The 13,183-nt window shown below is 31.8% G+C and carries 9 protein-coding genes; all 9 read left to right on the top strand.

Annotation, left to right across the window (positions count from 1 at the left end; genetic code table 11):
- Positions 1–3: 3 nt before the first annotated feature.
- The 9 genes from C8C83_RS22210 (at position 4) to C8C83_RS22170 (ending at position 12,861) form a co-directional block, all read left to right on the top strand.
- A complete protein-coding gene (locus tag C8C83_RS22210) occupies positions 4–534 on the top strand; it encodes a mechanosensitive ion channel family protein (RefSeq protein ID WP_121330739.1) in 531 nt (176 codons plus the stop codon).
- Positions 535–645: 111 nt separating this feature from the next.
- Positions 646–1,746, top strand: coding sequence for an AI-2E family transporter (locus C8C83_RS22205; RefSeq protein ID WP_121330738.1), 1,101 nt, complete (start codon positions 646–648; stop codon positions 1,744–1,746).
- A gap of 85 nt (positions 1,747–1,831) precedes the next feature.
- Positions 1,832–3,643, top strand: coding sequence for a hypothetical protein (locus C8C83_RS22200; protein WP_121330737.1), 1,812 nt, complete (start codon positions 1,832–1,834; stop codon positions 3,641–3,643).
- A gap of 189 nt (positions 3,644–3,832) precedes the next feature.
- Complete coding sequence (locus tag C8C83_RS22195; RefSeq protein WP_121331423.1) at positions 3,833–4,360, top strand: hypothetical protein; 528 nt, start codon at positions 3,833–3,835, stop codon at positions 4,358–4,360.
- Between the two features lie 217 nt (positions 4,361–4,577).
- The gene (locus tag C8C83_RS22190; protein ID WP_121330736.1) at positions 4,578–6,206 is read left to right on the top strand and encodes a hypothetical protein; all 1,629 of its coding nucleotides are present in this window, start codon (positions 4,578–4,580) and stop codon (positions 6,204–6,206) included.
- A 203-nt stretch (positions 6,207–6,409) separates the two neighbouring features.
- Positions 6,410–8,941: a PIG-L family deacetylase gene (locus tag C8C83_RS22185; RefSeq protein ID WP_121330735.1), complete on the top strand. Its 2,532-nt coding sequence runs from the start codon at positions 6,410–6,412 to the stop codon at positions 8,939–8,941.
- A 121-nt stretch (positions 8,942–9,062) separates the two neighbouring features.
- A complete protein-coding gene (locus C8C83_RS22180; RefSeq protein ID WP_121330734.1) occupies positions 9,063–10,787 on the top strand; it encodes a sodium:solute symporter in 1,725 nt (574 codons plus the stop codon).
- Between the two features lie 55 nt (positions 10,788–10,842).
- Complete coding sequence (locus C8C83_RS22175) at positions 10,843–12,060, top strand: immunity 26/phosphotriesterase HocA family protein (RefSeq protein WP_132011908.1); 1,218 nt, start codon at positions 10,843–10,845, stop codon at positions 12,058–12,060.
- Positions 12,061–12,174: 114 nt separating this feature from the next.
- Positions 12,175–12,861, top strand: a complete 687-nt coding sequence (locus C8C83_RS22170; RefSeq protein WP_121330731.1) for a hypothetical protein — start codon at positions 12,175–12,177, stop codon at positions 12,859–12,861.
- Positions 12,862–13,183: the final 322 nt, after the last annotated feature.

Genomic DNA, 13,183 nt, shown 5'->3' with positions numbered 1-13,183 from the left:
TTTATGTTTTCTTTTAAAGAATATAGTCAGGAAATTTTAAGTACTATAATTATCTTGTTTGCTTTAGTAGCATTGAGAGTTATTATTGCAAAATTAATCCGTCGTTACGCCAGTTCAAGTCAATTATTAGAACATCGAACCAATTTGGTAATCAAGTACATTCACATTCTTATGAATATACTGGTTACGATTAGTCTGATTGTAATTTGGGGCGTTGAAACTAAGGATATTTTTATAACGGTTTCGTCAATTGCAACCGTTATTGGTGTTGCAATGTTTGCACAATGGTCTATTTTGAGCAATATTACTTCCGGAATGATTTTATTTTTCTCTTTTCCATTTAGAATTGGAGATACAATCAAAATTCACGACAAAGATTTTCCTATAGAAGCTGAAATCGAAGACATTAGCGCTTTCCACGTGAATTTAAAAACTAAAGAAGGCGAAAAAATCATTTTTCCGAACAATCTACTATTACAAAAAGGTATTTCGATTATGCCGACGCACTACGAAGACAAGGAATTCTTTGACTAAAATTTGAATGGGAATTTTATAAACTATAAGAAAAAAGCTAAAACATTATTACTGAAATAAAGTATAATATTTGCTTAACCAAAATTATAGTTTTACAAAAACTCCATAAAAATGATTCAGTCAATTAAGTTGCCATTCTACGCAAAAATTGCGTGTATATTAATAAGTTTGATTTCTTTTGCTTATATATTTTGCATTGCAAAAGATATTATTACGCCAGTCTTAATGGCCTTTTTGTTTGCTGTTTTATTGCTTCCGGTATTTACTTTTTTAAAAACAAAATTCAAGTTTCCAAGGCATCTTGCGGCGATTTGCTGTGTTTTACTTTTTGCTGCTTTTATCGTCGGAATATTGGTTTTTATATCTTATGAAGTAACGGATATGGCAAATGATTTTGACACCATAAAAAAGAATGCAAATACTTTTATAACCGATATTCATAAATTTATTAAAGATAATTTTCATGTAAGTATTGGCGAACAGAAAAAATACATTGATAATGTAACGAAAGATTCTGTTCAGAACGGAAAAGCCACAATCGGTTCGGCAATTGTATCGATTACGGATTTACTCTTGGATTGTACCATTATTCCAATTTATACTTTTTTGTTTTTACTATATAAAGATCATTTTATACTTTTTCTGGCTAAATTGATTGACAAAGAAAACCATAGTATTTTAAAAGATATATTATCTCAAATAAAACTTTCCATAAACAATTATATCGTCAGCTTAATTATTGAAATGATTGTTGTCTCAGCTTTAACAAGTTTAGGACTTTGGATTATTGGTATCAAATATTTTATTCTCTTGGGATTAATAACCGGAATTCTAAACGTGATTCCGTATATCGGAATCCTGATTGCTGGTATTATTACTGTTCTGGCATCTTTGACAGGATCTGCCGAAACATCAATTATCTTAGGAATTCTTATCGTAAATATTATTGTGCAATTAATCGATAATAATCTAATTGTACCTTTAATTATCAATTCTAAAGTAGAAATTAATGCTTTTGTATCTATTATCGGAATTATAGTTGGTGGTGCTTCTGCAGGAATTTCCGGGATGTTTTTAGCCATTCCGCTTTTAGCGATTTTAAAAATTATTTTTGACCGAATAGAATCACTAGAACCCTGGGGTTATGTTATGGGAAATCATATGCCTAAAAAATTTACATGGAGAATTAGGAAAGTTAATGCTGAGAGTTAAAAATTGGCTCATTTTTTAAATTTAACCTTATAATTTTCTTACCTTGATCTAAGAATCATTTGTAAGCCAGTCAAAAATAATCTAAATGTTTGTGAACAAAAAAATAGTTGTTTTTATTCTCTTATGCTTTTGCTTACAAGGCGCTTATTCTCAGGTTAAAACCGAGAAGAAAGACAGTACTGATATTTATAAAAGAATCAGAAACTATTCTAAAAAAAATAAATTTACTCAAAATCTTCACAAGCTTTTTTTTAGAACCAACAAACCTAAAAAGAAAGAAGAACTTCTTATTACAGATACAACCGATTATGACGGAAAAATAATCCGAAAAATTAATATCGTTACACTCGATCCTTTTGGGCATTCTATTACAGATACTACACAAATGCCTAAAAATTGGGGAGAAAGAACCGGAAACCGATTGCATTTGAAAACTAAAAAAATAGCGATTTATAATCTTCTTTTATTCAAGAGAAATACGCCTTATAATGCTTATAAAGTACAGGAATCTGAACGTTTGATTCGTGCTCAAAAGTATGTTACTGCCGTTCGAATCTCAAATAAACTCGTAAGTGTGGCTTCGGATTCTGTAGATGTCACTATTCGGGTTTTAGATTCGTGGAGTACAATTCCTAAGTTTTCTATATCCAGTAATCAGGTTTCGGTTGGGGTAAAAGAAAAAGACTTTTTTGGTTCCGGGCAACAACTTGAGTATCGATTTACCAATAGATTTGATGATGGTAGAAATGCTAATGAAGCTACTTATACAGTGCCAAATATCAAAAATACTTATATTAAGGCAATCCTGAATTACAAAATAGATCTCGATAATAACTATGCCAAAAGTATAGATATAGAGCGTGATTTTTATTCTCCTTTAACAAAATGGGGAGGCGGTGTTTTTGTGGGGCAAAATTTTAGAAAAGACAGTTTACAAGCGCCGGATTTAACGTATGCTTTTCAACCTTTTAAATATAATTTTCAGGACTTATGGGCGGGAAAAGCTTCAAAAGTTTTTGAAGACGAAACAAACGGAATTACAAATTTGATTGTATCCGGACGATTTTTAAATGTTGACTATACTGAGAATCCTTCTGAGCTTTATGATCCAACGCATTTTTATTCTGATGAAAAACTAATTCTAAGCGGAGTTGGAATCAATACACGAAAATTTATCAAAGACAGTTATATTTTTAGGAACGGTCAAACAGAAGACGTTCCTGTTGGGCGGATTTACGGAATCACATTAGGTTATCAATATAAAAATACGATGTGGCGGCCTTATTTAGGTGCGCAGTTTTCATTTGGAAATTACTATAAGTGGGGCTTTTTAAGTACTAATTTTGAAGCCGGAACTTTTTTTCATGATTCAAAAACATATGAAACCGCTTTTTTGTTTGAGTCCAATTATTTCACGAAACTCTTTACTTTAGGAAGATGGAAATTAAGACAATTTATTAATCCTGAAATAGTTATAGGTGTAAACCGTGAGAATATCATAGGAGATCAGCTTAATATAAATGAGCAAAACGGTTTAGCTGGCTTTAATAGCGCCATTTATGGAACTAATAAAATGGTTTTGTCTCTACAAACACAGACCTACTCTCCTTATTCTGTATTAGGATTTCGTATGAATCCGTTTTTTAATTATTCTGTTGCGGTATTAGGAAGTCCAAATAATGCGATGGGACGTAACAAAGGGTATTCAAAATTGACTGTGGGATTATTAATCAGCAATGACTATTTGGTATTCAGTTCCTTCCAGCTTTCGTTGTCATATTATCCAACAATTCCATATCAGGGAGATAATGTATTCAAGACCAATACATTTGAAACTACTGACTTTGGTTTGCAGAGTTTTGAGCTGGCAAAGCCAAGAATTGTTGAATATAAATAAAGAAAAAAAAGAATATTTTTTTTCTGAATTCTACACTTTCTAAAACTTATTAAAAATCAAATAATTACAAAAACACTATCTCAGATTAACTCGTTGAAAAGCATCATTTATCCGACGAAATGCATTTAGTTTTATTTTTTGGCACAGTATATGAATATCACTAAACAGAACAAATTAAAACTAAAAAAAATGAAAACAATAAAAATAGCAATCGCCGGATTCTTCCTTATGATTGCAAGTGCCACACAAGCTCAGGTATCAATAAATGTAAATATAGGAACACCACCTTCTTGGGGACCTGAAGGATATGCAGAAATGGAATATTACTATTTGCCGGACATCGAAGCTTATTATGATGTTAGAGCTTCTCAGTTTATTTATTTTGGAGGAGGAAGATGGGTTAGAACAACTTATTTACCAAGACAATATAGAAACTATGATTTGTACGGAGGTTACAAAGTAGTTTTGAATGATTACCATGGTAGAACTCCATATACTTATTTTGATCGTCACAGAGTAAAATACTATAAAGGATACCACGGAGCGCCACAAAGATGTTACAGACCAAGACCGGTAGCATATGGTTATAACGATCGTCGTGATGATCGTAGAGATTACAAACATTACGATAAAAAACGTTATGACAAACACGACAGACATGATGATGATCGCGATCGCGATGATGACCACGGACATCGTGGACACGGAAGAAGATAACAAATTGCTAAATAACTAATTTTCAACACAAAAGAGTATCAATAATTTGATACTCTTTTTTTATGCATGCATAATACTTTCGTTATGCGTTAATTTATTGATTATTATTTAAATATACAGCAATAAATTAACAATTAGTTAAACTATTCTTAATCATTACCTTATTTTAATATAAATATGTCGTATATTTGCAAAAAATTTAAGCAACGATAGAATTATGAAAAAGAGAGTTTATTTATTTTCGTTAGTAGCAATGTCGCTTTTTACGTTTTGTACTAACAATGACGAATCTAATACAGATACGCAGGCAAAAGACAATAATATTCAAATTAACAACGATGTTACATCTTTGAATAAAAGGCTGGATTATACCAATTCAGGAGTAATTTCGATTGCAAATTCATCAACTTCAAAATTATCACGTACTGAAGCTGCAAATAGTGATTTACCATTAGTACAAATTGCCGAAGTTAATCCGCCAAAAGATAGTAACGGAAGAACTTTACAAGCAAATCACGTAGCTGTAAATGGTAATTTTGCTTACGTTGCTTATACAATGATGGGCGAAGTTTATTCAGGAGCTATTGACGTTATTGATGTTTCTGATCCTTACAAACCTAAATTAATTACATCTGCATTAATCGCAAATACTGATATTACATCACTTACCTACTCAAACGGTAGCTTGATTATTGGTGCTGCAACGGATATTGACAAAAAACCGGAGTTAACACATCCTGCAATTCTTATTACGATGCAATTGAGTTCAGGTTTGCTTACGGATAATTATACAATCACAAATCTTGAAGGGAAAGTAACTACAGATGTTGCTGCAAATTCAAGCGCTTATTTTGCCGTAACCGGAGATCAGGGAAGTTTATTCAAAATAAATAGCTCGTCTAAAGTAGCTTCAGGAAAAGTAACGGTAGACGATTTACGTTCAGTTGCTATTAGCGGAGACAAAATTGTTACACTAAGCGGAACAAAAGGAGTAAATATTTACAACGAATCTACTCTTTCTTTGCAAAAAAGCTTTACAACATCTACAGATGTTAGCGCTGCAAAAAGAACAATGGATTTTGATGGTACAAAATTATTAGTTTCAGAAGGTTATAATGGTTTAGGGGTTTATGATATCAATAGCGGTTCTAAACTTCAAAGTATTCCATTGGCAACTCCTGGAGAAGATAATGTTACAAATGCGGTTTCTGTAAACGATGGTTATGCATTTGTTGCAAATGGTGCGGCTGGTTTAAATGTATATAAAACAGGTTCTCAACTTAGTTTATTAGGAACCGTTGGTATCGTAGGTTCATCAAACTATGTAAAATCTAGTGGTGATTTTATCTATGTTGCAAGCGGAAAAGGTGGTTTGAAAATCATTAAAATGGAAAAACCAAACACTACTTTTGCTGGTTGTACAGGATATGGAACTTATAATCAAGGGCAAAACCTTATTTTAAATTCAAACGAAATTAAATCATATTCAGGTTCTACCGCAATTAGTTCGGCAATGATAAATTCTGGCGCTGTATTAACGCATTGTGGTTCAATCACTATTCAAAATGGTTTAACTTTAAACAGCGGAGGAACTTTTAACATGAGAGGATCTTTGGCGCAGGGGAAATACCAACAACAAAATCCAACAGAATTAATCATTAATAGTAATGCTGTATTGCAAATTGAAGGTACTGTAGTAATTTGGGGGGATTTGAGATTAAATAGCGGTGCGAAAATCAATTTTATTGGTAACGATTCGTCTATTACTATTTACGGAAAAGTAACGAAAAACAGTAATGTAACTATTACAGGAAACTATAAAGACACAGAAAACAAGTTGAAGTAATTCTGTAATCCTGGGAAATACCACTTGATCTAAAATTTAGATCAAATTCTCTTAAAAGCTGTCAGATATAATCTGGCAGCTTTTTTTTTGGAACAATTTTCTTAAAAAAGGAAATCAATAACCAAACATTAACATTTCATTTAAATACTGTTCAAAGATATAATCACTATTTTTGAAGCTCTTTCAAAACATTTAACGACGCTATGCGAAAAATTCAAATTCAAATTCTTCTTATTTTTCTAACAGGAATTTCCTTTTCTTTTGCACAACAACCACAAAAACCAAATTCTGTAGAAATTTACAATCAAATCAAAAAGTTAAACTTTTTGGGTTCGGTTTTGTATTTGGCTGCACATCCTGATGACGAGAATACTCGTTTAATCTCTTATATGGCAAACGAAATGAATGCAAGAACGGGATATTTGTCTTTGACACGTGGCGATGGAGGTCAGAATTTAATTGGTCCGCAATTACGCGAATTACTTGGCGTTATAAGAACTCAGGAATTGATCGAAGCCAGAAAAATTGATGGCGGAGAACAGTTTTTTTCACGTGCCAACGATTTTGGTTATTCAAAAAATCCGGATGAAACCTTAGAAATTTGGGACAAAGACAAAGTTCTTGCCGATGTAGTTTGGACTATTCGAAAATTTCAGCCAGACGTAATTATAAACCGTTTTGATCATCGCTCGCCGGGAACAACGCACGGACATCACACATCGTCTGCAATGTTAAGTGTTGAAAGTTTTAAGCTTACCAACGATCCTAAAATATATCCGGAACAATTAAAATATGTAAAGCCTTGGCAGGTAAAGCGTACTTTTTTCAATCCTTCATGGTGGTTTTACGGAAGTCAGGAAAGATTTGATGCTGCCGATAAATCTAAATTTACAAGATTAGAAACCGGAGTTTATTATACCGGAATTGGAAAATCTAATCAGGAAATTGCTGCTTTAAGTAGAAGCCGTCACCAATCACAAGGTTTTGGAAGTACCGGAGCTCGCGGTCAGGAAACCGAATATCTAGAACTTATAAAAGGAGACAGTCCTATTGATCGTGATAATTTATTTGACGGAATCGACACTTCATGGAATCGCGTTAAAAACGGAAAACCTGTTGGTGATTTAATCACTAAAATTATTGCCAAATACGATTTCAGCAATCCATCTGCAAGTATTCCTGATTTGGTAAAAGTGTATTCAATGATTGAAGTTTTAGACGATGATCATTGGAAACCTTTAAAAGCTGCTGCCGTAAAAAATATAATTGCATCATGTTCAGGATTATATCTTGAAGCTGCAGCCTCTGAACAAGAAGCAACTCCGGGAAGTACAATTAAAGTTAGTCTTGAAGCAATTAACAGATCGCCTGTAGAAATGCAATTGATTAATGTAACTTCATTACCTGAGAATAAAAATACAGCTCAAAATATTGCATTAAAAAACAATAACGATCAAAGATTAACACTGAATATTCAAATTCCTGAGAATACCGAATATACACAGCCTTATTGGTTAAAAGAAAAAGCAACGGTTGGAATGTACACTGTTTCAAATCAGGAAAATATTGGAATACCCGATATTATAAGACAAGTAAAAGTTGTTTTTAATGTAAAAATCAGCGGAATTGAAATTCCGTTTGAGCGCACAGTTGTTTACAAATACAATGATGGAGTAAAAGGAGAAATGTATAATTTCTTGGATATAGTTCCAGAAGTTACAACTTCAGTTCTGGAGAAAGTGCTAATATTTGGAACTACAAAAAGTAAAATGATTCCTGTAAAAGTTCGCGCCGGAAAAGACGGAATCAAAGGAAACTTACAATTAGAATTACCAAAAAGCTGGGACGTTTCACCAAAAGAAATTCCGTTTACGCTAGAGAAAAAAGGAAACGAGCAAATCTTTTATTTTGAAGTTACACCGCCTGTAAATCCTGAAGAAGTGGTTGCAAAAAGTGTCGCAATTGTAGATAATAAACGTTTTGATAAAGATCAAACTATTATCGATTATCCGCATATTACGAAACAAATGGTTTTGAAACCTGCTGAATCAAAATGTATTAGAATTGATCTAAAAACAAACGGAGATGCAATTGCTTATATAATGGGCGCTGGTGACGAAGTTCCGGAAAGTTTAGCGCAAATGGGCTATAAAGTATTCATTATAAAACCAGAAGAAATTACGCCTGAGAAATTAGATTCTTTCAACGTCGTAATCACTGGAGTTCGTGCTTATAATACCGTAAACGCTTTGGCAAACAAACAAAATATACTTTTTAATTTTGTAAAAAGCGGCAAAAATATGATCGTGCAATACAATACTCCCGGTAAAACCGTAACCGAACAAATTGCACCATATTCATTAAAAATCTCTAATGATCGTGTAACCGAAGAAAATGCAAAAGTTACTTTTCTGGCACCAAATCATCCAATTCTAAATGTGCCAAATAAAATCAGTTCTAAAGATTTTGAAGGCTGGAAACAAGAACAAGGTTTGTATTATCCAGATCAATACGATGCTGCCTTCACTCCTATTCTATCGTCGCACGACAAAGGAGAATCTGCAAAAGATGGGGCATTATTGGTCGCTCCATATGGAAAAGGATACTATATTTACACCGGTTTAAGCTTTTTTAGAGAATTACCGGAAGGAGTTGCAGGTGCCTATAGACTATTGTCTAACATGATTTCCTTAAAGCAGCCCATAGAAGCTCCAAAACCAGAATTAAAGAAATAAAACATTCACAATGGAAGCTAAAAAAGTAAAAAAATGGAAAAAAAGCTACACTTATGTTTTGGTAGCCAATGCGATTTACATTTTGATTTTTTTCTTAATCATGCAATTATACTCATAACATATGCAACTATTTGATTGGATCGTACTTATTGTTACACTTTTATTTATTGTTGGGTACGGTTCCTGGAAAACCAAAGGAAGTAAAAATGTCGAAGATTTTATCCTTGGCAACAACGAAACGCCTTGGTACACCGTAGGACTTTCGGTAATGGCGACACAAGCCAGCGCAATTACATTTCTTTCTACTCCTGGACAAGCGTATCACGACGGTATGGGTTTTGTGCAATTCTATTTTGGATTGCCAATTGCTATGATTGTTATTTGCCTGACATTTATACCATTATATCATAAAAATAAAGTTTTTACAGCATACGAATTTCTGGAAAAACGATTCGATTTGAAAACACGTTCACTCGCAGCGATATTATTTTTGGTGCAAAGAGGTTTAGGAACAGGTTTAACCATTTATGCACCAGCTATTATTTTATCAGCTCTTTTAGGCTGGAATTTAACCTTAATGAACGTTATGATTGGTGTTCTAGTAATTATATACACCTTTTCTGGAGGAACAAAAGCCGTAAACGTAACGCAAAAGCAACAAATGTTTGTGATTATGTCAGGAATGTTTATCACGTTTTTTCTGATTTTGCACTACTTACCAAACGATATGACTTTTACCAGCGCATTGCATATTGCGGGCGCAAATGATAAAATGAACATCGTAGATTTCTCTTTTAATCCCGAAGAAAAATACACTTTCTGGAGTGGAATCACGGGAGGTTTTTTCCTTGCCCTCGCCTATTTTGGAACAGATCAATCGCAAGTTGGTCGTTATTTATCCGGAAAATCAGTTCGTGAAAGCCAAATGGGATTAATCATGAACGGACTTTTAAAAGTGCCAATGCAATTCTTTATTCTGTTAACCGGAGTTATGGTTTTTGTGTTTTTTCAATTCAATCCAGTTCCTTTAAATTTCAATCCGAATAATAAAATTGTCATTGAAAAATCGGCTTATAAAGAAGAATATCACGCTTTAGAAAAGAAATTAAGCACACTTTCAGAAGATAAAAAAGTAATTAACTTATTGTATATCGATCAGCTGAATCAGGATTTTGACAATCCGATTTTGCGAAAGGAATTGGTTACTTTATCCAATAAAGAAAAAGATTTGCGCGATCGTGCCAAAGAAATTATTCTAAAAGCAGATAGTACGAGCGAAACAAATGATAAAGATTATGTATTCTTTCACTTCATTCTGCATTATTTGCCAAAAGGACTTATAGGTTTATTATTGGCAGTAATTCTTTCTGCAGCAATGTCGTCAACGGCTTCGGGATTAAATGCTCTTGCTTCTACAACGGCAATTGACATTTATAAACGAAATTTAAAAACCGAAAAATCAGAGAAACATTATCTAAATGCGACTAAATTCTTCACTCTATTCTGGGGAGTTGTAGCGATACTTTTTGCTTGCGTTGGAACTTTATTCGAAAATTTAATTCAGTTAGTAAATATTATTGGATCAATTTTCTACGGAACCGTTTTAGGAATCTTCCTTGTTGGATTTTACCTGCGTCGCGTAAAAGCAAAAGCCATGTTTTGTAGCGCAATTATAAGTCAGACAACCATTTTTGTAATCTATTATTTCATGATTTACAAAGAAGAAAAACTAGGTTATTTATGGCTGAATTTTATTGGCGCAATGTTAACTATTGTTCTTGCTTTACTAATGCAATTTGCGTTTTTTAAAAACGAACCGGATTCTGAGGAAGTTGTTTTGGAGTAAATTTGAATATATTTAGTTTCTTTACTAATATATAAAATAGTTAAAAAAAGAATATATGAATTTTGAATTAACAAATACGGAACGCGAATATTTTGGACTTGAAAAAGTAGAGCCAAATTGGGAAAAGATTGTCCTAAACGGTGATACTTATCGTGAACCTAGCATTTTATATTTTGAAAAAAATACTATCAAAAAACATATAACATCGACAGAAAATCGATATACAGAACGTCAATATAATGAAGAAACAATAAATCGAGAATTTATACGTCCGAAAACCGCTAAAGGGAAAGAAAAAAAACTAACTGCTGCTGTTTTGGAAACAAAAACACCAATTGGTGTCTATTTGTATCTAGATCGACATGGTGATCTTATTATTGGAAATCATACTACAAAAACCTCTTTTTTTAATAGTCGTTGGGAAAACAACAATCAAAAAACTGAAAAAAAACTTAAGTTTTGGATCGACAATTTTATAAAAGATTCAGATGAGAATCATCTTCAAGCAATAAATAATTTTAAAAGTGCAAAAAAGAAAAATATAAAATTTAAATCAGGTGATTTCTTTGCCTTTAAAATTGACAGAAAAAACTACGGCTTTGGAAGAGTATTACTTGAAATTAATAAATTTAGAAAAGCTAATGTACTAGAAAAGGATCATGGCTTAAGTTATCTGATGGGAACTCCGGTCTTAATAAAGATGTATCCATTTATTTCAGAAAACAAATATATTAACACAGACTTACTTGAAAATCTTGACGCTTTACCTTCAGACTATATGATGGACAATCATCTTTATTATGGCGAATATGAAATCATTGGTCATAAAAAATTAGAAGAAAATGAATTTGAGTATCCTATTTCTTATGGAAAAGTTATTAAATCTGGTAGTACTAATGTTTTTTTTCAATGGGGGTTTATTCATAAAGAAATACCTGTCTCAAAATTTAATAAATATATAAACGGAGAAAATCCATTTCTTCCTGAAGACACCTATTCTCGACATATGCGAAATCCATATGGATATTATTCATGTGGATTTAGTACCAATTATGACAAAATTAATATTGTTGAAACTATCAGAAATAACAATGTTTTTGATTTTAATAAAGATCCATACTTTAAAACAGAGTTTGATTTAAGAAATCCCAAAAATGAAAATTTAAAAAACGAAATAATGAGAGAATTTGGAATTGAACCAAGCTTGAGTTATGAAGAAAATTGCAAATTAACGGGAACTGAATCGACAATTAATTTTTTAAGTAGAATTTAAGTAAAGGCTGAATTTTATTGGTGGCAATTTTGACTATTATTCTTATTTATTAATTTTCTTTTTTTTAATCAGCCGGATTGTAAGGAAGTTATTTTGGACTAAACTAAAGCCTTTATGAAAAACGTTTTATGTATTCTGTTTTTACTAAACCTAAGCTTTTCCTATTCGCAATTTGCAATTGTTAAGCATTCTGATGGTTATGTTAATGTCCGAAGTTCAGGAGAAATAGGCAATAATATTATTGATAAACTCAAAAATGGATTTATAATTTACTATTTCGAACCTAAAGGAAATTGGGCTAATATTGATTATAAAAAAAACGGAAAAGAATTAAACGGATATATTTATAAAGGCAAAATTAAATTCATAAGCGATTTTATAAATATCCCTTTAAAATTAAATCAAGTCAAAGAAGTTTTATTTGATAATGCAAATGTAAAAGTAAAAATATCTGAAAGTCCTTTTATTAAAGAGAAGCATAAATTACAATTTCTAAAAGAGGATTCAGATATCCTTAAAAAAATTGATGATTTAGATTTTTTAGGAACAGATGGAGAAATCCCTAAAAGACAATATAAAAGTATAGAAGTTCAAATAAATAATATAAAAGTCAAAATACCAAATGAGGCTTTAAGAAATCTATACGAACCAAGTTTATCCGACTCTAAAATAAATTACGATAAAATAAATGATATCTTATACATCCAATCTTCAAATAGTGATGGTGCGGGAGGTTATGAGGTTATCTGGGTTATAGAAAAAAAGAAATATAAAACTAGAATTGAAATGTCGGCATTTTAAAAATTTACTAATGATTAATTTAAAAAATTTAATATTTTTCTATTCTTCTTTTTCCAGTAAATCGGGAAGAATCGAATATGGAATTTATTGTTTAATTAATGTTTTAATGGGGTACTTTGCTCTGTATTTATACAGTAATGTAAGTTTAGACAACGAAAGGATTCTAAATATTTTTTATAGTTGCCTCATTCTTTTAATAACATTTGTTCCAATGCAAGCTGTAACATCGAGAAGATTACGAGATTTGAATGCAAAACCTACTTTTTTCCTTTTCAACTTTATTCCGATATTGAATATTGTTTTCGTAATATTTTTATTGATG

It is taken from the genome of Flavobacterium sp. 90, assembly GCF_004339525.1.
Lineage (GTDB): Bacteria > Bacteroidota > Bacteroidia > Flavobacteriales > Flavobacteriaceae > Flavobacterium.
Note: the sequence above shows the minus strand (reverse complement) of the source record. Positions and strands in the feature narration are given on the sequence as shown.

What these genes read in the sequence shown, in the direction of transcription:
- C8C83_RS22210 (WP_121330739.1), top strand. Translation starts at nt 4, where the DNA reads ATGTTTTCTTTTAAAGAATATAGTCAGGAAATTTTAAGTACTATAATT.
- C8C83_RS22175 (WP_132011908.1), top strand. Translation starts at nt 10,843, where the DNA reads ATGAATTTTGAATTAACAAATACGGAACGCGAATATTTTGGACTTGAA.
- C8C83_RS22195 (WP_121331423.1), top strand. Translation starts at nt 3,833, where the DNA reads ATGAAAACAATAAAAATAGCAATCGCCGGATTCTTCCTTATGATTGCA.
- C8C83_RS22190 (WP_121330736.1), top strand. Translation starts at nt 4,578, where the DNA reads ATGAAAAAGAGAGTTTATTTATTTTCGTTAGTAGCAATGTCGCTTTTT.
- C8C83_RS22185 (WP_121330735.1), top strand. Translation starts at nt 6,410, where the DNA reads ATGCGAAAAATTCAAATTCAAATTCTTCTTATTTTTCTAACAGGAATT.
- C8C83_RS22170 (WP_121330731.1), top strand. Translation starts at nt 12,175, where the DNA reads ATGAAAAACGTTTTATGTATTCTGTTTTTACTAAACCTAAGCTTTTCC.
- C8C83_RS22205 (WP_121330738.1), top strand. Translation starts at nt 646, where the DNA reads ATGATTCAGTCAATTAAGTTGCCATTCTACGCAAAAATTGCGTGTATA.
- C8C83_RS22200 (WP_121330737.1), top strand. Translation starts at nt 1,832, where the DNA reads ATGTTTGTGAACAAAAAAATAGTTGTTTTTATTCTCTTATGCTTTTGC.
- C8C83_RS22180 (WP_121330734.1), top strand. Translation starts at nt 9,063, where the DNA reads ATGCAACTATTTGATTGGATCGTACTTATTGTTACACTTTTATTTATT.